Here is a 19,615-nt window from a genome sequence, read left to right on the forward strand (position 1 = left end):
TCCAGCGGCTACGATCGGTCTCTGTCACCAGGAGAGCGAGATGGACGTGACACTGGTCGTAATTCCAGCTCACGCCAGTTGAACGACGATCTCCTCCTCGAACTCGACCAGCCCCTGGACGACCAGGGCGGCGGCGAGGTACAGCCCCGGTTCGGCCTCCTGGCGCAACTCCTCGACGAAGACGTCGATCCACTGCGTGAGGTGGTCCTCGATGAACACGCGCTCGAATCCGACGGTCTCCTCCTGGCCCGCACGCTGGCGCTCGATCAGGTTCCGCAGGAAGGCCAGTTCGACCGCGATGAAGTCGCTCTCCTCGGGGTACTCCTCGGGGGGCAGCCAGCCGGCGGCCCGGTAGCTCTCCTCGACTCTGGCCAGCCCGTCGCCGAGGTACTGGGTGTCCTCGCGATAGTACGACTCGTGGGGTAACACCGGCGGTCGCGGTCCGACGAAGAGTTCGGTGTACTCCCGGGAGAGTTCGTCGCACACTACCTCGACCGGGCGACCGCGATTCTGCTCGAGCCAGCCTCGCAACACGTCGAATCCTTCGTCGAGCGGATCGTTGATCGACTCCGCGGGGAGTACTGGCTCGTCGTCGAGCAGACGCACGACGAACTCCTCGGAGGGCGTATCCCAGAAAACCTCGATCGCGAAGTCGACGAGTTCGAGTCGGGCGTCGTAGACGGCCTCCTCGTTCATGCGTTCCCACCCCCTTCGAAGAGGAGGCTACTCCGACAGTCGTCGCAGTACTCGAAGACGCTGTGGTCGGCGTCGGGCGCGATTCCCTCGACCAGATTACCGACCTCGGACTGGACTTTCTCCGCCGAGGCCACGCTGGTAAACGGCTTCCCACAGCGGACACACTCGAGCATCTCGTCCTCGCGGACGGTCGTCCACGCGTCGCCGTCCCGGTTCTCGGGGAGCAAGGAGAGGTCGAGTCCAGCTTCCATCGTGATCGCCGTCTCCGGGCAGCCCTCCTCGCACAGCCCACAGTTGACACAGCGGGAGTGGTTGAACTGGAGTTTCCCATCCGTGGTGCGCCGGATGGCGTCGGTCGGACAGAGGTTTGTACACGTCGGCGTGAGCGTGCACGCGTCGTTCACGGCCATCACCCCGAAGTCTTTCAGCCCCTCGATCTCCTCGCGCTCGGGATCGACGTCTTCCAGGAGTGCCCGGACGCTCTCGAGGGTCCATCCGTGGCTGTCGAACGGTGGGTTCGGTCGCTCGTCGTCGATCTCCCCCGTCGCCTCGTGTTCGCCGGCGGGAACCGGCGAGTCCTCGAGTGTTAGCTCGACGAACGTCGACACCTCCTCGGCGAAGGCCTCGGCACCGTCCGGTTCCGGTGCGAAGAAGCCGACTCGCTCGCCGAGACCGAGGTCGCGCGTGGCGCGGTTGAGTCGATCGACGAGTGCCGCCTTCGGGTCCGGCCCGGAGTGCAGACAGGACCCGCCACAGCCGACGATCGCGACGCCGTCGGCACCCGCCGCGAGCGCGTGCAGCACGTGCGCCTCGCCCACGGCGTCCGTACATGGCACGTTCACCGGGAGGATCGGCGGATACTCGAGGTCGTCCTCGCGGGCGGCTTTGCGTCCGTACGCGCGGAGCCGTTCGCTCGCACGCTCCGAGCAGACGAAGGCGATCACCTGCTGGTCGATTCCGTCGTCCCCTCTCCAGGGGAGCCAGCCGCCCTCCTCGCCCTCGCTCTCGAGGAGCGCCTCGACCTCGCGGGCGATGCGCTCGTTAGAGGGGTCCCGGAGCGTGGTCGCCCCGGTCGGACAGGAACTGGTACACGCACCGCAGTTCTGGCAGGCGACCTCGTCGAACGCAACCTCGTCGATCGCAGAGCGTCGAACCGCGTCGTGGGGACAGGCCTCGACGCACTCGTTGCACCCCTGCTGGCTCGACTCACCGGCCGCGCACACGTCCATCTCCAGGTCGAGGAACTTCGGCTTCTCCGTGCCACCGAGCAGTGACTCGACTGCGGCGATCGTCTCCTCGTCGACGGGACCGGTGTAGTAGCCCACGACGCCGCTACGGGCGCGCGGTCGTCCGTCCGGGTAGACGACCTGGTCGACCTCGAGGATCCGCCGGACGCCCTCGGGGTCGATCGCGTCGGTCGGGCAGACGTCCATCCACTCGCCCGCCGGCGCGTCTGGGGCGACGTCGACGGGGACCTCCGTGACCGCTCCCTCGGGACCCTCCCGGACGCAGTCCATGCAGGTGATGCACTCCGCCGTGACCCTCGCCTCGAGGGTGAGTTCGAAGTCGCCGTACGACCCCGAGACGTCGACGACCCGCCCCCGCTCGACGGCGACGTCGGCGAGTCCCTCCTCCCCGGCGAACTCCTCGCCGTCGGCGACGAGCGTCACGTCGGCGGTGTCGGCGAGGGCGGCAGCGACGTCGGCGTCGCCGACCACCGCCACGCTGTCGCTGGCTTCCCTCGAGACCGACCGCGAGACCGGTTCGGACTGGAGCCCGGCCTGGGTCGCGTTGATGAGCCGTGCGGTCTTGTCCGTCGCGGCGGCCTCGTCGTGGACCCACCCGCAGGTCTCGCGGTGGTCGACGAAGACCGTCGCGTCCGGGTGGAGGCCGTGATCGTCTGTGACGGCACGGATACGCCGCTGACAGCCAGGGTCCGGAGTCGTCGCGATCACCTGATCGAGGTCGTACTCGTCGATCACCGTCGACATCGCTTCACGCCCGTCCTGACAGAGCATCGCCGAACTGGCGACGACGTCCACCTCTCGGACGCCGTCTCGGACGGCCTCGAGGTCGACGTCGACTGCCCCACCACACGAGCACACGAACGCTCCGACGTTCATTGGCAATGCCATGTGGTGGCATGGCAATAACCCTTCTGGGTATCGTGGTCCGTTCGGGTACGCCCGCCGCTCGAGTGGATCGGGCCATCGGCAATCTCCTGTATTGACCTGGGTTTTCGTCAATATTTATAAATGGTTAAAAAATAAGTAGTTTCAATAGGGAGAACTCGGTAGTAATTGACTAGCGTGGCAAATAGTAACACAAACGTGGGTGGGTTATTCGTCACGGGAAGACTGACCGCAGCGGGTTGCCCGCCACGAAGAGTCAAAGCGGCAGACAAAACATGAGTACGAATACAGAGCCAGTGTCACTCGACCTCGACCGACGCTCATTCATGAAAGCGAGCGCGTTGGCAGGTATCGCCGGCCTGGGTGTAGGCGGCGTCGGTCGATCGCTATCGCAGGGCTCCGACGAGGACGCTACGAGTCCCGATGCAGAACTGACCAAGACGATTTGTAACTACTGTTCAGTTGGGTGTGGGTTCCGTGGTGTACGCGACGGAAACGCCTTCGTCGGGATGGAATCGTGGAACGAACACCCGGTCAACGCCGGGAGCCTCTGCTCGAAGGGCGCCGGGATTCTCGAGACCGAGCACTCCGAGAAGCGACTCAAACACCCGATGGTCCAGGAGAACGGCGAGTGGCGTCGACTCTCCTGGGGTGAGGCCTACGACCGGCTGGCGACCGACATCCGCGCCCTCTGGCCCGACTCCGACGTCGACCCCTCCGAGGCCGTCGACGTCGACGAGGAGGCCAGTCGAGAGAGCGTGATGATCCTCGGGAGCGCCCACCACTCCAACGAGGAGGCCTACGCCATCCGAAAGCTGGCGGCGTTCATGGGGACGAACAACATCGACCACCAGGCGCGCATCTGTCACTCCACGACCGTCGCCGGCCTGGCGAACACGTGGGGGTACGGCGCGATGACCCAGCCGATCAACGACTACCGGAACTTCGATCTGAACATCATCATCGGGCAAAACCCCGCCGAAGCCCACCCGGTAGCGATGCAACACATCCTCGAGGGGCAGCGTCGCGGCGGAACGATCGTCAACGTGGACCCACGGTACACGAAGACCTCGGCTCACGCGGACTACTTCTACCGGATGCGCCCCGGGACGGACGTGGCCCTCATCATGGGGCTGTTGCGGTATCTCAGAGACGAAGGCGAACTCGCGCTCGATCCGGACGGCGACGACACCGGCGGGAACATGCTCACAGACCGTGTCATGGGCTGGCCGGACGTCGAGGCGGAACTCGACCAGTACGACCTCGATACCGTCGCGGAGATCACCTGGATCGACCGCGAGGACATCGAGGAACTGGGCGACCTCATCATCGAGAACTCGCCACACGTGCAGATCGAGTGGGCGATGGGCGCCACCCAGCACAACAACGGCACCCAGAACATCCGCTCGTACGCCCTGCTGAGCCTCGCGTCGGGGAGTTCGGCCCGCAGCGGCGGTGGCCTGCAGGTCATGCGCGGCCACGCGAACGTACAGGGTGCGACCGACCTCGCCGTCGCGAGCCACATCTTACCCGGCTACTACGGGCTCGACCCCGGCGGCTGGTCGTGGTGGGCCGACGTCTGGGACAAGAACCCCTACACCAGCGGGAGCACCTCCTTCGAGGAGCTCTACGAGAAGTTCGAGCTCATGCCGGAGGACAGGTACGTCGAGCAGAGCCCGACCCTCGAGAGCGCAGACGAAATCGACACCTCGACGCCGGCGGAGAACTCGATGATGTTCCAGAACGGGCTGACCGTGGCCCGCTGGTTCGAGGCTGCCCTCGACCAGGACGACCGACTCCAGGAGACGCCGATCTACCAGCCCGACCAGGTGAAGATCGCGATCTTCTGGGGTCACTCGGCGAACTCGATCAGCGAGATGCGCCAGATGAAAGCCGGGATGGAGAACCTCGACCTGCTCGTCGTGATCGACGTCTTCCCCGGCGTCGCGACGGTCCTTCCGGACTACGACGAGGGACCGCCGATACTCGTGTTGCCGGCCTCGAGCCAGTACGAGCACTACCGCTCGCTGACGAACTCTCACCGCGCGGTCCAGTGGTCCGAACCGGTCGCCGACCCCGCGCACAACTCCCGACCCGACCTGCGGATCATGCAGGAACTGGCCGATCACCTCGGATTCGGCGAGCACTTCGACTGGGGCTCCGGGACCAGGATGCACAACGGGAAATCCACCTACGAGGACGTCATCCGCGAGTTCAACCTCGGGACGAACACGATCGGCTATCGCCAGTCCCCCGAGCGGCTCCAGCAGCACCTGGAGTACGAGGAGTACTTCGATCAGGACACCCTGCGGGCCCCGAAGGACGCAGACATTCCGGTGGCAGGTGACTACTGGATGCTGCCCTGGCCCTGCTGGGGAGAGGGACATCCGGGAACGCCCATCATCTGGAACGACGACCTCGATCCTCGAGAGGGTGGTCAGGACTTCCGGACCAGGTGGGGCGTCCAGGCGCCCACGGAATCGGAGTGGGCAGAGATGCCCGACGACGACGACTACCCGCTGGCCGAGACGGTCGACCAGCAGGGAGAGGAGGGACTCAGCCTCGTCCGCGACCCCTACGAGCCAGACTGGCTGGACGCCGTCAACGAACGATTGCCGGCGGAGGACCAGATCGATCAGATCTACGGCGTTCCCGAGTATCCCGGCTGGAAGACGACGTTCCCGGACAGTCTGCTCGATCCGAACCGCACGACCCAGTCCGACGAACTCACGATTCCACAGCAGTACGCGCTGGATCCGACGGAGTCCGTGTACACCGCCGCACAAGCACTCGACGAGTCGACCGTCGGCGACCGCGACAAGGACATCGACGTGGGGTTCTACGAGCAGTACGACTACGCCCAGCCCGACGCGCCGACCGGGCGCGGCCGGGCGCGGGCGGTGGTGTGGAACTTCCTCGACAAGGTACCGGTCCACCGCGAACCGCTCGAGAGCCCGAGCATGGACCTCGTCGAGGAGTGGCCGGCAAACGGCCAGCAGAAGAACTTCTATCGGCTCGACCAGAACAACGCGGCCGAACAGGAGCAGGCGACCCAGGCCGCCGTCGACCAGGACATGAACGTGATCATGACCACTGGCCGGCAGGTCGAACACCAGGGCGGCGGTGCCGAGACGCGCAGCAACATCTACACGGCCGACCTGCAGCCCCACATGTACGCCGAGATGACGCCCAACATGGCCGACGAACTCGGCGTCGACGGGGGCGACCTGGTCGTCGTCTCGACGACTGATCGTGGCTCGGTGCTCGTGAAGGCGCGCGTGACCGACCGTCCGAACGATCGGGAGGTCTTCTTGCCGTACCACTGGGGCGGCATCTTCCAGGGCGAGAGCCTGGAGGACAAGTACCCCGACGGCACCGTTCCGTACGCGATCGGCGACTCGGTCAACAGCATCACGTCACGGGGCTACGACGTCGAGACGCAGATGCAGGAGACCAAGGTAGCGATGGTCCAGGTCCAGCGGGCGACGCGGGAACTGCTCGACGAACTCAACATGGACCCGGACATCGAGTTCCCCCAGGACCGCGACGACGTCGGCACGCAGAAGAGCTTCGACGTCCGTCTGAACACGACAACACAATGAGGCGATAGCATATGCAACAATCCACCGAAGTAATGCGAGACGGGGTAATGAGCGTCGGAGAGGGGACCCGAATCTTCCCCGACGTAGAAGCCTGCATCGACTGTGGTGGCTGCGTCGTCGCCTGCAAGCGCACGTGGGACGTGCCCCGCAACGAACAGCGAATCAGCATCGCGACGATGCTCGAGGGTCAGGAGGCCGCCGCTGGTCTCGGCAACTCGGAGGCCATCCAGCAGGGTGAGTCGCCGGGTGAGACCTCGGTCCCGATGCAGTGTTATCACTGCGAGAACGCGCCGTGCGTGTCGGTCTGTCCGACCGACTCGCTGATCAAGACCGACGGGGACTTCGTGAACGTCCGAGACGACCTCTGTATCGGCTGCCAGTACTGTCTCTCGGCGTGTCCCTTCGGCGCCCCCCAGTTCCCGGAGGCGGGCGATGGCGTCGCTTCCGCCGCACTCGGGACGGGCGGTACGATGGACAAGTGTACGATGTGCGAAGAGCGCCAGGAGATCGGCAAGGGTCCCGCGTGTGCCGAAGAGTGTGCGACGGACGCGATTCTGGTCGGGACGCCCGGCGAGATCAGCGACGAGCTAGAGCGGCGCGGCAGCGGGTCGTTTTTCAACGAGCAAGCACTGCAGGTCGTCTTCGGCGAGGAGTCGAGTGATATCGCATGAGCGACACGGCTGATCTCCCAGAGGTCACGGGGTACAAGCGGTGGCAGGTGTACCTGAGCGCCGTGGTCGCCCTGGTCGTTTCGCTGGGTATCGTGTGGTGGGTGTCCGGACGAATCCTCGGCGTCGAGGAGATCTTCCGGGTATCCCCGACGGTCGAGGGTGGCGGGATCGGGACGGACTGGCTGGCTGGAAACACCGTCACCGAACTGGATCTGCTCATCGCCCTGGTACACGCGGCAGACGTCATCATGGGCGTGTTCATTCTGGTCATGGTATTCGTTCACTGGACCGCATTCCGGCGGCTTGCGGGCCGGATGCGCCAGCCGACTCGCGAGGAGTCCGACGCCGTCGCGGCCGACGGAGGCAGACCACGCAACGATGGCGGCGAGTCACAGGGAGGTGACGAAAGATGAGCACGCTCGACCACGGGAAGTTCACTCGCGTGACGACGACGTTCCACTCGCTGCTGGCGCTCGACGTGTTCTTGCTGTTCTTTACGGGCTACGCGATCATGTTCAACGACCAGTTGTGGTGGCTCATCACGGTGCTTGGAGGTGCGACTGGCGTGACTGCACTTCATCGGATCGCCGGATTCGGTCTCATCGTGCTGGTCATCTTCTGGTTCCTGTTACAGGTGCTCTCGCCGACGGGTCGATCGAACTTCAGCGCGGTCCTCCCGAGAAGAGGCGACATGGAGGCGTTCGTTCAGGACGTCCAGTTCGTGCTCGGCCGAGCCGACGAACGCCACCCCAACGCGCGGCAGTTCGCCGGCTACGAGTCCGACGAAGTGCCGCTGCTGTCCTACGTCGGCAAGGGCGTCGTGTGGATCTTCTCCATCGAGTTGCTCCTGTTGACGATCTCCGGGCTGCTCATCTGGAACAAGACCGGGCTGATGGCAGTCTACAACACGAGGCCTGCGGCGATGGCCTTCGTCACGTTCCACGGCCTCCTGGGCGTCATCATGCTGATGGGGGTGATGTTCCACATCTTCGAGCACGGTATGCATCCAGCCTTCTACCCCGTCGAGACGAAGGCGTTTATCCCCAAGAGCATGATCCCGGAGTACCACGCCGAAGAGGAAGACCACGACGGCACCGGTATCGAGCACCTGTCGCTGGCGCCCTCCTGGGGAACGGTTTCGACAGTTATGGGCGTGCTCACCGTCGTCGGGATCGTGTCGGTGTTAGTCGCGAGCCTCGTCGAAGAAGGGTATCCGATTCCGCGGGAACTGCACGTCACCCAGGCGGATCCGTTCGGAATCCTGTTGACCATCGGCGTCAACGTGGGCATCCTCGTGCTCGGAGTCGGTATCGTGCTGTCGACCTACGGTAACCTGCTGCGAATCCGGTGGGAACGCCAGCTCGAACGAGAGCGAGCCGCTGCGACCGATGGCGGCACGGTGTCCCGAACCGAGGAAAACGACTAGCCGACCAGCTCCGCCCCTTCGGGCGAGAGTTCGACCGTCACGTCCTGGCGCGTCTGTTCCTGTATCTGGTCGAGGTTCCGGGTTAGCACCTCGAGGATGTCCTCCGGATTGGGATAGACCAGCATGTTCCCGTCCCCGTCTTCCATCACCAGCTGGGTGTCACTCAAGTTCACCTGGTTGCCTTCGATGCTGGCGACGATCGCCGGCAACGCCTCGGCCCCGCCCGGATCGCCCTCCTCGACCATCGTGATGTAGATGGCGTCGACGCCGATGAGGTCTTTGTACTCGCGGACGCGCTCGGCGCACGCGACCATATCCCGGGTGATCGCCGTCTTCCCGTCGTTGCCGTGGTTCCCTTCGTAACAGTGCTTGCAGACCCGTAATTCCATCCGCATCGTTGGTTCTAATAGCCAGAGAAGTATGACAATTTCGACCAAGAGACACGGTATCGTTCTGCGAACAGTCCGGGCGGTGGCATGCGACCGGCCGATCGTCGAGAAACGTTCGCCAACCGAACGGTCACTCGTCGTGAACTGTCACGGCGAGATGGTGGCGGGAAAGGCTACCGCAAACCAAAACCGTCTATACGTGTTTGTGGTGGATTCCGGTGATGACCACCGTCGTCGAACTCGAGATCCCGGCCGACGCCTTCGGGATCTCTCGAACGTTCGAACAGGTGCCAACGTTCGAGTTTCAGGTCGGCGGTATGATCGGCGACGCTCCGCCGCTCGTCTGGGTGTCGGGCCCGGACAGAGCGACCGTCGAAGAGGCGCTCGAGGCAGATCCGAGCGTCGAAGTGCTCACGAATCTGACCGACGGAACCGACGATCGATGGCTGTACAGACTCGAGTTCGGACGCCAGGTGAAGCTGTTTCAGCAACTCGTCGCCGAGAACTCCGGTGCGGTCCTCGAGGCGTCGGGTCGGGACGGAACGTGGACGCTCAGGCTGCTCTTCGACGACCGCGACGCACTCTCTAACGCCCACGCGCTGTTCGAACAGTACAGTTTTCGGACGGTAGTGACGCGAGTGACGTCGATGGACGGCGCCAGCGGCGAGGGCTCACCGCTCACGAAGACGCAGTACGAGACGGTGATCAAGGCCTACGAACTCGGCTACTTCGACGTCCCGCGGAAGGTGACGCTACAGGAACTCGCGGCGGAACTCGACGTCTCTCACCAGGCACTCTCGGAACGGCTCCGCCGGAGCCACGCTGCGCTCGTCAGCGCGGAGTTGTCGAACCGGATGGCACCGACGGGCGTCGATCCCTGAGCGGACCGGACTCGAGGGAGTTGTCTTGTATCGCCAGACAAATCTCTCGCCTGCCGGCACGGGAATATAACCCATATGTAAACATATATCACCAATACACGTTGAATAGGAACTTTTATTCGGCTCTTATTCCGATATTGCGCTAACAAGTAGACTTATTATTGGACAGTCCATTAATACATTTGTCGGCGACGTGCCGACTGACGTATCGCAAGCGAACCAGATCCCTGTGAGTGCCGGTGGATCACTCATGCTCAATCAGCGTTTCGCGACCACTCGTGGCTGTGTGGTCGCTCGTTACCCGCCCGCGACAGGTCGTCTCCTGCTATCCCCGTGACGATCCCGCGGTACCTTTTCCTGCGACATCGCTCGAGTGCGACGCCTCTCGGCGACAGAGAGACGGTCGGACGGCAAAGAATCAGTAGATCAGTTCGTCGTCGTTCTCGACCATGTACAGCGTTCGGGCCGCGATGTTGACCGCGTGGTCGCCGACGCGTTCGAGGTCACGAATCGTCAACAGGAGCCGTGAGACGTCCTGCAGGAGGACTTCGACTTCGTCGGGGGACTCGAGTTCACGCTCGATCAGGTCCCGGACGACGATCTCGCTGGCCCGTTCGGCGAAGTGATCGAGGTCGTCGTCGCGAACGGCGAGTTCGCGGCAGGCGTCGGTATCCTCGATGTCGTAGGCCTGCGTCGCGTCGTCGACCATCTCGAGCGTGAGTTCGCCCATCGCCTGGACGTCGACGTCGGGAAAGAGGTCGCGCTCGGCGTCGATCGTGTACTCTCCGAGGTTCACCGCGAGGTCGCCGATTCGCTCCAGGTCGGTGATGATCTTGAACGTCGACGCGATGAATCGCAGGTCGCTCGCGACAGGCTGTTGCAGTGCAAGCAGGTCGATACAGTCCTGCTCGAGGTCGAGGTACATCCGGTTGACCTCGCCGTCTCCCTCGATGACCTCTCGAGCGAGGTCTTCGTCTTTCTGTTCCAGGGCGTCGAGGCCCATCCGGAGTCGCTCCATGACGACTTCGCTCATGTAACAGACGTCTTCACGAAGCTCCTCGAGTTGTTCCTGGTACGATTTTCTGGCCATGAATGGAACACCTCGTTCGGCGTTGATGTAGCTTGCGCTCACTTATCGATCATCATCACACCGATGGGTGTGATTTGGGAACCTACCGGTCGAGGACCGGATCTTTCAGGGCGACGACTTCGGACATGATCGCCTCGACGTTCTCCTCGTCGACGCCGTTACTCCGGAGCGCGTCCTCGAGGTGAGCACCGACCGCGTCGAAGTCCTCTTCGTCGATGTCGAGGTGGGCGTGCGCCTCGCGCATTCCGTCGCCCGTGTACTCGACGGGGCCACCAGCGACGGCGCTGATGAACTGGATCTGGTGTGCGCGCAGTTCGTCCATGTCCATGCCCTCGAAGAACGGGACGAGCTGTTCGTCCGCCAGGACGCGATCGTAAAAGTCCGTAACGACTGCCTCTACGGCTACCCGTCCGCCAATATCACTGTATACTGATTGTGCCATTTCGTCGACTCGAGATTGTTCTGGACTCCGGATACGTCCTGTCGCGAATATACTCGGGTTTATTTAACTCACACGAGAAGTGATAGCATTGGTCAGAGTAAAGAATCACACGATCGTCCCGTCGAGATCGGATCGGTGGTCGCCACCCGACCTCGTGTTCACGCCTCGAGTACCTGATCGAGGAGTTTCGTCTGGGCGACGGAGAGGTGCTCGACGAACGTCGACGCCGAGATTCCCAGTTCGTCGGCGACGTCCTCGGCTGTCGCTCGCTTCGGCGACTCGAAGTACCCCATCCGGTGGGCGGTCTCGAGTACTTCGTACTGGCGGTCGGTGAACTCGTTGCGGTCGACGAACAGCAGCGACTGGTCGCCGTCGTCGAGTCCGGATCGGGTGAGGCGACAGATCGTGACGCCCGCAGCGCGCGATCGCAGGTCCGTGATCACCGTCTGGAGCGTGTCGATGTCGGGCGTGATGAACGACAGGACGAGTCGACCCTGCTTCGCGTGGAGGTCACGGACGGGACAGCCGTGTTCCGGGACGCGCACACACGGACAGTCGCCGTTGTCGTGTGTGTACCGGTAGATCGACCGCGACTCGTCGGTGAAAACCTCGTCTGCGAGCGGCGATTCGACTGCGACGTCGGCGTTTGCGACCGTGAGTTCGCCGACGACTTCCTCCTCGGACGGGGTTCGTTGACCGAACGTGAGCGACTCGATCTCGAAATCCTCGCTGATCGAGGAGACGGGACAGGTACTCGCGCCGCGCACCTCGAGTTGCACGTGGATCCCGGAGGCCATACGTCGACAACTCGATCGTCGAATATAAGCGGGTTCCTTTCGCTTCCTCCCCACACCGTTCTCGGACGCGCCGTCGGATCACGTGGCCCGGTTCGATCCCGGTCAGATCTCCTCGAGCGCGAGTTGCGACTCGGGAAGGGTCTGGCCGCCGTCGACGACCAGCGTCGTTCCGGTGATGTACCCCGCTTTCTCCGACGCGAGAAACGCCACCGCGTGTCCGACGTCCTCGGGGTCGCCGAGTTCGCCTTTCGGGATGGACTGGCGCATTCGCTCGAGGTACTCCTCCCCGAGATCGTCGAGCCCACCCGTCCGAATATTACCGGGAAGCACCGCGTTGATCGTGATGTCGGTGTCTGCGACCTCCATCGCGGCGGTGCGCATGAACCCGAGCATGGCCGCCTTGCTCGCAGCGTAGTGCGTCCAGCCGGGATAGCCGACCATCGGGCCGGTGATCGACGAGGTGAGCACGATCCGCCCGTAATCCTGTGACTTCATCTGCGGCAGACACGCCTGCACGGAGAGGAACGCACCCTTCGCGTTGACGTCGTTGACCTCGTCCCACTCCTCGACGGTCACCTCCTCGAGCGACGCCGACGGATAGATGCCGGCGTTCGCACACAGCACGTCGATCCGACCGTACTCGTCGACGACGGTCTCGGCGAGCGACGCCGTCGACTCGCGGTCTGCCACGTCGACGCCCACGGCCATCGCCTCGCCGGGCAGGTCGGCGGCCGTCTCTCCGGCTGTCTCCTCGTCGACGTCGGCGACGACCACCGTCGCACCCTCGCTCGAGAGCACCTCGGCGATTCCCGCTCCGATCCCGCTCGCTGCGCCCGTGACGATAGATACAGTGTCTGTTGATACCATGGGCGATCGTCTGACGCTACCACGGGTGGCAGCATATACCTGGAGTGTGACTCGTCCACTCGAGCGTCAGCAACGAGTCGTCGATTCACGTTGGTCGAGACGTGTCTATTACAACTCTTTCACATTTAGTAAATTTATTATTGGGTATTTACTATTCACCAGATCAATATGAAATCCGATAGTATATCCAGTTCGATACCCAACTCGCTACGCCGTGACGACAGCAAAACGACAAACCGCCGAATATCGTCGTCTAAAGGCAGTATCGCGAGTTATGAGGTCGATATGACGACCTCGGGAGTCGTCGATCGGGATCGTATCCGTCAGTCTCTGCTCACCACCAGAATAGCACGTTATAGCGACGTGTATCCGGTTATAACCAAAATATCGCCAACTATCGAAGCACGTTCCTAGAAGTGTGTCGTCCCCTTCCCGAAATATTAAATAATATTTAATATAATTACTGCAATCTGTTATAAACTCGCAGTCAAGCAAAACAAACAGACTAATAATTTATATCGCGGCCGCGATTGTCTCGAGTTGGACCGACAGATCGCTGGAAACGCGACACTGGTAACGGCCGCGAGGAGAGGTGACTCGAGGAAGCGAACACAGAGATCGAGACCGTCGCGACCGACGACGTCGTCGCCCTGCCGGGAGATTTCACACAGTACGACACGCGACTACGAGGAGGAGCTCGCAGACTGGAGTTCGGGCGTGGCCATAGAGCGGATTGGCGACCCGATGGAACGCATGGATCCAGTGGCATTTCTCTCGTCACCGTTCTCGGACGACAGTAACGGTGCGACCATCCCAATCGACGGCGGATCGAGCGCGTCGAATCTGTAACGGCCGTCGAAGTCGACAGCTCGAGAGCTTGAGGCGACGTATCGACGCCACCCGGTTCGCTCCGCCGAGAGCAGTTTTGGCAAGGCAGCCGAAACTACGGTAACATTTTACATCACCATTATTCATTCACTGAATATCTTCCGTTACATATTTATGAGTCTATTATGTGGTCCCAACTGTTGATGTATAACGGAAATCACACCAGCAGGAGGCACGTTCTGAAGAGTGCTGCGGCGATCGGCTCTGTCAGTGTCGTCGCGGGCTGTCTCGGGAGCAGTGACAAGGAGTTCGTCACGATCGGGACTGGCGGGACCGGTGGCGTTTACTACCCGCTCGGTGGAGGGATCGCTGACGTTCTGAATCAGGAACTGGACAACATCGAGGCGACGGCTGAAGCGACCGGAGCAAGTGCCGAAAACTCGCGGCTGGTCGGCAACGAAGAGGCGACGATGGCGCTGGCTCTCGGAAACACGGTCCGACTTGCCGCCAACGGAGAGGGTGACTTCGACGAGTCGCTCCCGCTCCGAGCGGCGTTCGGTGCGTACACCAACCACACGCAGGTCGTCGTACCGACGGATTCCGACGTCGAGACGCTCGCCGACCTCGAGGATATGAACGTAAGCGTCGGCGCACCCGGAAGTGGGACCGAGGTGATCGCCGGGGAACTGCTCGAGTGGTACGGACTGACCTACGACGACATCAACGAGGAACGTCTATCGTTCTCGGAAACATCAAGCGCGTTGCAAGACGGAAACGTCGACGCGGGCTTCTGGAGCGTCGCCTATCCGGCGTCGTCGATCGAAGAACTCGCCTCACAGCGGGACGTCCGGTTGCTTGACTTCCCGGAGGACGACCTCGAGGCGATCAACGAAGAGATGCCGTACTACTCGGCTTCGGAGATCCCCGCCGGCACGTATCCTGGGCAAGACGAAGCCGTCACCAATCCGGGCGTGACCAACACGATGATCGTCCACGAGGACATGGACGCGGACTTCCTCTACGACATCGTCGAAGCGATCTTCACGAACCTCGACGACCTAGAGGAGATCCACCACGTCGCCGGCCAGTTCGAGGAGGCCGCGCGCGATGGCCCGATCGAACTCCACCCTGGCGCTGCAGACTACCTGGACGAGGCCGGCCTGTAACGTCGAATGTCGTACGCTCGCGTTACGGCCAAACTGGCGCTCGTCGTCGCGGTCGTTGCCTGTACCGTGCTCGCAACGACGTCTGCCGGCACGGTAGTACACGTCGAACACGAACAGTCCGGTGAGACGCTCGCCGTCTATTCGATCGACGAAGACGAGGAGTTCTCGATCTACTACGTCCACTCCTCGGAAAAGACGCCAATCCGAGAAGTGTACGTCGTCGACGACACGTCGATCGTCCAGCAACGCGAGGAGTACGGCTACTACGCGGCAGGGTTGGAGTTCGGCCGCGAAACGCAGCGCGTCGACGGCTGGACGGTGGCCGAAGTCGATCGCGAGGTCGACGAATTCGCCGTCCGAACCGCGGCGACGACCGAGCAACGACTGGTAATCGGAGACGAGAATCGATCGCTACAGACGTACACCGATCCCTGGGAGACGATTACGATCTCTGCAGAGGACGTCACGTACCTCGAGTACGTCGTGTACAAAATAGCATCACTGGTTTAAATTAGGTATGACTACGACACAAGATGGGAGAGGGGACGCGAACGACGGACTGAACGCCACGTCCGACGCGCCGACCAAAGAGCAGGGAAGTTATCTCAGTGGAACAGCTAAACGGCCGCTGAGCGGACGCATCGAGTTACTCGCCGTCGCGATTGCAGTCTCGCTCGGCCTCTATCACACGCTTACCGCTGGCTTCGGTGTTCCGGGGGCGTTTATCAACCGACCGATCCACCTTGCGTTCGCGGCATCGCTCGTATTTATCTGGTACGAAGCCCACACGGGCGAACCATCGGATCGCGTTCCGTGGTACGACTGGATACTCGTTGCGATCACGCTTCCCAGCGTGCTGTATCTCAGCTACGCGATCAAATACGGCAGTCTCGCCGAGCGTGCAGGCCAGCCGCTGACCCTGGACCTCGTGTTCGGCATGCTAGCGATCCTGGTCGTACTCGAGATGACCAGACGGACGACGGGTATTATCCTTCCGACGATCGGCATAGCCTTCGTCGTCTACGCCCTGTTCGGGCCGATGATGCCCGGCATGTTCGCCCACCGGGGATACGGGTACGAACGAATCATCACCCACCTCTATCTCACCACGGAGGGCATTTTCGGAATTCCTCTCGGTGTGAGCGCGACGTTCGTCGTGCTGTTTATCATCTTCGGGGCGTTCCTCGAGGTGAGCGGCGTCGGTGACTGGTTCATCGACGTCGCATACGGCTACACCGGCCGGCTGTCGGGCGGCCCGGCGAAGACCTCGGTACTCGCAAGCGGGTTCATGGCCAGCCTCAACGGCAGCGCAGTCGCGAACACCGCCACGACCGGGGCGTTTACGATCCCGCTGATGAAGCGAACCGGATTCGACGATCACTACGCAGCAGCGGTGGAGTCCTCGGCGAGCAGTGGCGGCCAGATCATGCCGCCGGTGATGGGTGCCGGCGCGTTCATCATGGCCGTCTGGACCGGCATCTCGTACGTCCAGATCATCACTGCAGCCGCCATCCCCGCCATGTTGTACTTCCTGTCTGTCGGTGCCGCAGTCCACTTCCGTGCAAAAAAGCGGGGCCACGAAGGGCTGCCAGCCGACCAGTTGCCCAACTCGAGCAAGCTGCTTCGGGAGGGAATTCACTTCACCATCCCGATTATCACGATCGTCTACCTCCTCGCAGCGGGGTACACAGCGATGTACGCCGGATTCGTCGCGATCGTCGTTACCGTGATCGTTGCGACGCCCATTTCGGGTGTCAAAAGCTTCCTCCTGGCAGTGAAGAACGGAAACTGGTCGACCGCGACCTCGCTCGTTGCCGCGTATGGCAACGCTGCAGTCGACGCGTTCAATCGGGGTATTCAGATGGCACTGATCGTCGCAGCGGCGTGTGCGACGGCGGGTGTCGTCGTCGGCGTCGTCACGCTCACCGGTCTGGGTCTCAAGTTCAGTTCGATCGTCGCGAGCGTCTCCGGTGGCGTCCTTATCATCGGGCTATTGTTGACGATGATCACCGCGATCATTCTCGGGATGGGGCTGCCGACGACGGCGGCGTACGTCGTCGTGGCGGCGCTCGGTGCACCCGCCCTGACCGAACTCGGCGTCGAACTGCTCGCAGCCCACCTGTTTATCTTCTACTTCGCGATTATCAGTGCGATCACGCCTCCGATCATGCTGGCGGTCTTCACGGCGTCCAGTATCGCCGACTCCGACCCGTGGAAGACGGGTCTGGCCGCGATCGGCATCGCACTCGTCGGCTTTCTCATTCCGTTTATGTTCGTCTACGGACCGGAACTCATCCTCATCGGTAGTTCGATCGACATCGTGCTCGCGGTGACGACCGCCGTCCTCGGTGTGCTCGCCGTCTCGGCGTCCACGCAAGCGTACCTCGTCACCGACACCTCACTCGTCGAGCGCGTCGCGCTGTTTGCTGCCGCACTCGGCCTGTTACTGCCCGGTCTCGTCACCGACGTTCCCGCACTCGCCGTGTTTCTCGGGGCGTTCGTCCGGCAGTACGTGGCCGTCAACGGCAGTCTCCCCTTCGCTTCCGCGGTGAGTCGATAACCGACCACGGGCACCCGGCCCGTAAAACTCGCACTCCTTTCGACAGTTTCGCGTGCAACGTGACACCTCGAGACTCGGCTCTCCCGTCTCCCGCCGACTCGTCGTGGCGATCTACCGCCGTCGCAAGAACTCGAGTGGCGAACACGCGGTCGCTGACATATACTGCCAGACAAACGGTGCAGCTATCGATCGCACGCAAGACGCGATCGAATGTGTACTGACGGTCGTCCAGTAGTGTTACACCACTACCGTCGGCCGGTCGAGCGACAGAATCACCGACTGGGCGACGCTCCCGAAAAGCGCCTTTCCCGCGGGCGATCGCTGGCGAGCGCCGAGCACGACGTACCGGGCGTCCCGTTCTCGGGCGTAGTCGACGATCGAGTCGGCGGGTTCGCCGTCGAGACCAGCGATCTCGATCCGTTCGTCGAGGTCTCCGACAAGTTCTCGAAGGCGCTGCTCGGCGAGTTGCCGCCGGCGTAACACACCCTCTTCATCGGACGTCCCCGAGACGTGCTCACGTTGTAACTCGGCGAATTCCGGGGAATCGACGGCGTGGACGACGTGCAGCGGCTCGTCTAACGCTTCAGCGAGCGCGAGTCCCTCGTCGATTATCTGCTGTGCATCCGCTGACTGGTCGACTGCGGCGACCACAACCATATCTGTCCACTGGTATCACGGCAGTTAACTGTTGTGTCGGGAGAATACGAATTCGCGCCGTCTCTCGAGCCGACCTCGTCACTCGAAGGCCGCGATACCGGCCAACTCACCGGATCGCGCCGTCTCTCGAGCCGACCTCGTCACTCGAAGGCCGCGATACCGGTGAGATCCTGACCCAGAATCAACGTATGGATGTCGTGGGTCCCCTCGTAGGTGTAGACGGTCTCAATGTTCGCGAGATGGCGCATCGGCGAGTAATCCGTAGTGATGCCGTTGCCGCCGAGCATCTCGCGGGCGACGCGGGCCTGCTCGCGAGCCATCTGCACGTTGTTGCGTTTCGCCAGCGAGACGTGCTGTGGACGGAGGTCGCCGCGCTCTTTCAGATCCGCCAGCCGGTGGACCAGGAGCTGGCCGAGCGTGATCTGAGACGCCATCTCCGCGAGTTTCTCCTGTTGCAACTGGAAGCGCGCGATCGGGCCGCCGAACTGCTCGCGATCCGTCGCGTACTGTCGCGCCTCCTCGAAGCAGTCTCGAGCGGCTCCCACGGCACCCCAGGCGATGCCGTAGCGGGCCTGTGTGAGACACGACAGCGGCCCCTTCATGCCCTCGACGTTCGGCAGGACGTTCTCCTCGGGAACGCGCACGTCGTTTAAGCCGATCTCGCCCGTGATCGACGCGCGCAAGGAGAGTTTCTCGTCGATCTTGTTGGTCGTCACGCCGTCGCGGTCGGTCTCGACCAGGAAACCCCGCACCGGAGACCCCTCGCTCGAGTGGTCTTTCGCCCAGACGACGGCGACGTCGGCGATCGGCGAGTTCGTGATCCACGTCTTCGAGCCGTTGAGCACGTAGCCGTCGGAATCGCGTTCGGCCCGCGTCTCCATCGCCGACGGGTTCGAGCCGTGCTCGGGTTCGGTCAGCCCGAAACAGCCCACCGCCTCGCCCGCACCCAGTTTCGGCAGCCACTCTTCTTTCTGGTCCTCGCTGCCGAAGGCGTGAATCGGATACATCACCAGTGCGCCCTGCACCGACGCCATCGAACGCAGCCCCGAGTCACACGCCTCGAGTTCCTGCATCAACAGCCCGTAGGCCGTCTCCGACACGTTCGGCGAGCCATACCCCTCGAGATTCGGCGCGTAAAACCCCATCTCGCCCATCTCCGGGATCAGCTCGGTTGGGAACGTTCCGTCGACGTAGTGCTGGTCGATCTCCGGACGAACCTCCTCGTCGACGAACTCGCGAGCGCTATCACGGATCAGTCGTTCCTCCGAACTCAGATCCGACTCCAGACCGAGGTAATCGAGTGTCACACTATACCGTATTAACAGCTGTATTATAAGCTTTCGTGTTACCTACGACGGCCGTTGAAGCCGGTAGACAGAGGCAAACGCCGGTGACAGTGGCGTCGAACACC

17 protein-coding genes are annotated in these 19,615 nt (G+C 62.5%); 8 read left to right on the forward strand and 9 right to left on the reverse strand.

Annotated elements, in window-relative coordinates:
• Positions 1-69: 69 nt before the first annotated feature.
• Together MU558_RS00810 and MU558_RS00815 are read right to left on the reverse strand one after the other, a co-directional pair.
• Entirely contained in the window at positions 70-696 is a 627-nt protein-coding gene (locus MU558_RS00810; RefSeq protein ID WP_246971095.1) for a TorD/DmsD family molecular chaperone, read from the reverse strand.
• Positions 693-2,819 carry a hydrogenase iron-sulfur subunit gene (locus MU558_RS00815; RefSeq protein WP_246971097.1) on the reverse strand — a complete coding sequence of 709 codons (2,127 nt, stop codon included), beginning with the start codon at positions 2,817-2,819 and terminating at the stop codon, positions 693-695. The genes MU558_RS00810 and MU558_RS00815 overlap by 4 nt, the downstream gene beginning before the upstream one ends.
• Positions 2,820-3,103: 284 nt before the next feature.
• On the opposite strand from MU558_RS00815, the gene MU558_RS00820 reads away from it, so the two are divergent.
• The 4 genes from MU558_RS00820 to MU558_RS00835 are packed head-to-tail and all read left to right on the forward strand — an operon-like array spanning position 3,104 to position 8,527.
• Complete coding sequence (locus tag MU558_RS00820; RefSeq protein ID WP_246971099.1) at positions 3,104-6,430, forward strand: formate dehydrogenase subunit alpha; 3,327 nt, start codon at positions 3,104-3,106, stop codon at positions 6,428-6,430.
• 11 nt (positions 6,431-6,441) lie between these two features.
• Positions 6,442-7,101, forward strand: coding sequence for a 4Fe-4S dicluster domain-containing protein (locus tag MU558_RS00825; RefSeq protein ID WP_377070886.1), 660 nt, complete (start codon positions 6,442-6,444; stop codon positions 7,099-7,101).
• On the forward strand, positions 7,098-7,514 hold the full coding sequence (locus MU558_RS00830; RefSeq protein WP_246971103.1) for a hypothetical protein: 417 nt from the start codon (positions 7,098-7,100) through the stop codon (positions 7,512-7,514). Before MU558_RS00825 ends, MU558_RS00830 begins: the two co-directional genes overlap by 4 nt.
• Positions 7,511-8,527: a cytochrome b/b6 domain-containing protein gene (locus tag MU558_RS00835; protein WP_246971105.1), complete on the forward strand. Its 1,017-nt coding sequence runs from the start codon at positions 7,511-7,513 to the stop codon at positions 8,525-8,527. Before MU558_RS00830 ends, MU558_RS00835 begins: the two co-directional genes overlap by 4 nt.
• Here the strand turns inward: MU558_RS00835 and MU558_RS00840 are convergent.
• Complete coding sequence (locus MU558_RS00840; RefSeq protein ID WP_246971107.1) at positions 8,524-8,922, reverse strand: hypothetical protein; 399 nt, start codon at positions 8,920-8,922, stop codon at positions 8,524-8,526. The two genes, MU558_RS00835 and MU558_RS00840, sit on opposite strands and share 4 nt — an antisense overlap.
• Before the next feature lie 215 nt (positions 8,923-9,137).
• On the opposite strand from MU558_RS00840, the gene MU558_RS00845 reads away from it, so the two are divergent.
• On the forward strand, positions 9,138-9,797 hold the full coding sequence (locus tag MU558_RS00845) for a helix-turn-helix domain-containing protein (protein ID WP_246971108.1): 660 nt from the start codon (positions 9,138-9,140) through the stop codon (positions 9,795-9,797).
• Positions 9,798-10,215: 418 nt separating this feature from the next.
• Here the strand turns inward: MU558_RS00845 and phoU are convergent, their stop codons facing one another.
• From phoU to fabG, 4 genes are all read right to left on the reverse strand, one after another.
• Positions 10,216-10,887, reverse strand: a complete 672-nt coding sequence (gene phoU, locus MU558_RS00850) for a phosphate signaling complex protein PhoU (RefSeq protein WP_246971111.1) — start codon at positions 10,885-10,887, stop codon at positions 10,216-10,218.
• Positions 10,888-10,969: 82 nt separating this feature from the next.
• Positions 10,970-11,329: a group I truncated hemoglobin gene (locus MU558_RS00855; protein WP_246971114.1), complete on the reverse strand. Its 360-nt coding sequence runs from the start codon at positions 11,327-11,329 to the stop codon at positions 10,970-10,972.
• 158 nt (positions 11,330-11,487) lie between these two features.
• Positions 11,488-12,126 (reverse strand): helix-turn-helix domain-containing protein, encoded by a 639-nt coding sequence (locus MU558_RS00860; protein WP_246971115.1) that lies wholly within the window; start codon positions 12,124-12,126, stop codon positions 11,488-11,490.
• 102 nt (positions 12,127-12,228) lie between these two features.
• A complete protein-coding gene (gene fabG / locus MU558_RS00865; protein WP_246971116.1) occupies positions 12,229-12,993 on the reverse strand; it encodes a 3-oxoacyl-ACP reductase FabG in 765 nt (254 codons plus the stop codon).
• 1,031 nt (positions 12,994-14,024) lie between these two features.
• Here fabG and MU558_RS00870 point away from each other — a divergent pair.
• The 3 genes from MU558_RS00870 to MU558_RS00880 are packed head-to-tail and all read left to right on the forward strand — an operon-like array spanning position 14,025 to position 17,547.
• On the forward strand, positions 14,025-14,987 hold the full coding sequence (locus MU558_RS00870; RefSeq protein ID WP_246971117.1) for a TAXI family TRAP transporter solute-binding subunit: 963 nt from the start codon (positions 14,025-14,027) through the stop codon (positions 14,985-14,987).
• 6 nt (positions 14,988-14,993) lie between these two features.
• Positions 14,994-15,497: a DUF1850 domain-containing protein gene (locus tag MU558_RS00875; protein WP_246971118.1), complete on the forward strand. Its 504-nt coding sequence runs from the start codon at positions 14,994-14,996 to the stop codon at positions 15,495-15,497.
• A gap of 7 nt (positions 15,498-15,504) precedes the next feature.
• The gene (locus tag MU558_RS00880; protein ID WP_246971119.1) at positions 15,505-17,547 is read left to right on the forward strand and encodes a TRAP transporter permease; all 2,043 of its coding nucleotides are present in this window, start codon (positions 15,505-15,507) and stop codon (positions 17,545-17,547) included.
• 237 nt (positions 17,548-17,784) lie between these two features.
• On the opposite strand, the gene MU558_RS00885 is transcribed toward MU558_RS00880, so the two are convergent.
• Positions 17,785-18,204, reverse strand: a complete 420-nt coding sequence (locus MU558_RS00885; protein WP_246971120.1) for a universal stress protein — start codon at positions 18,202-18,204, stop codon at positions 17,785-17,787.
• A gap of 140 nt (positions 18,205-18,344) precedes the next feature.
• Positions 18,345-19,511, reverse strand: coding sequence for an acyl-CoA dehydrogenase family protein (locus MU558_RS00890; RefSeq protein ID WP_246971122.1), 1,167 nt, complete (start codon positions 19,509-19,511; stop codon positions 18,345-18,347).
• Between the last annotated feature and the right edge of the window lie 104 nt (positions 19,512-19,615).

The organism is Natribaculum luteum (assembly GCF_023008545.1).
Taxonomy (GTDB): domain Archaea; phylum Halobacteriota; class Halobacteria; order Halobacteriales; family Natrialbaceae; genus Natribaculum; species Natribaculum luteum.

Bases quoted from the DNA above. Each gene is read 5' to 3' on its own strand.
- MU558_RS00820 (WP_246971099.1), top strand. From the start codon at position 3,104: ATGAGTACGAATACAGAGCCAGTGTCACTCGACCTCGACCGACGCTCA.
- MU558_RS00870 (WP_246971117.1), top strand. From the start codon at position 14,025: ATGTATAACGGAAATCACACCAGCAGGAGGCACGTTCTGAAGAGTGCT.
- fabG (WP_246971116.1), bottom strand. From the start codon at position 12,993: ATGGTATCAACAGACACTGTATCTATCGTCACGGGCGCAGCGAGCGGG.
- MU558_RS00810 (WP_246971095.1), bottom strand. From the start codon at position 696: ATGAACGAGGAGGCCGTCTACGACGCCCGACTCGAACTCGTCGACTTC.
- MU558_RS00885 (WP_246971120.1), bottom strand. From the start codon at position 18,204: ATGGTTGTGGTCGCCGCAGTCGACCAGTCAGCGGATGCACAGCAGATA.
- MU558_RS00830 (WP_246971103.1), top strand. From the start codon at position 7,098: ATGAGCGACACGGCTGATCTCCCAGAGGTCACGGGGTACAAGCGGTGG.
- MU558_RS00880 (WP_246971119.1), top strand. From the start codon at position 15,505: ATGACTACGACACAAGATGGGAGAGGGGACGCGAACGACGGACTGAAC.
- MU558_RS00860 (WP_246971115.1), bottom strand. From the start codon at position 12,126: ATGGCCTCCGGGATCCACGTGCAACTCGAGGTGCGCGGCGCGAGTACC.
- MU558_RS00815 (WP_246971097.1), bottom strand. From the start codon at position 2,819: ATGAACGTCGGAGCGTTCGTGTGCTCGTGTGGTGGGGCAGTCGACGTC.
- MU558_RS00845 (WP_246971108.1), top strand. From the start codon at position 9,138: ATGACCACCGTCGTCGAACTCGAGATCCCGGCCGACGCCTTCGGGATC.
- MU558_RS00825 (WP_377070886.1), top strand. From the start codon at position 6,442: ATGCAACAATCCACCGAAGTAATGCGAGACGGGGTAATGAGCGTCGGA.
- MU558_RS00840 (WP_246971107.1), bottom strand. From the start codon at position 8,922: ATGCGGATGGAATTACGGGTCTGCAAGCACTGTTACGAAGGGAACCAC.
- MU558_RS00875 (WP_246971118.1), top strand. From the start codon at position 14,994: ATGTCGTACGCTCGCGTTACGGCCAAACTGGCGCTCGTCGTCGCGGTC.
- phoU (WP_246971111.1), bottom strand. From the start codon at position 10,887: ATGGCCAGAAAATCGTACCAGGAACAACTCGAGGAGCTTCGTGAAGAC.
- MU558_RS00835 (WP_246971105.1), top strand. From the start codon at position 7,511: ATGAGCACGCTCGACCACGGGAAGTTCACTCGCGTGACGACGACGTTC.
- MU558_RS00855 (WP_246971114.1), bottom strand. From the start codon at position 11,329: ATGGCACAATCAGTATACAGTGATATTGGCGGACGGGTAGCCGTAGAG.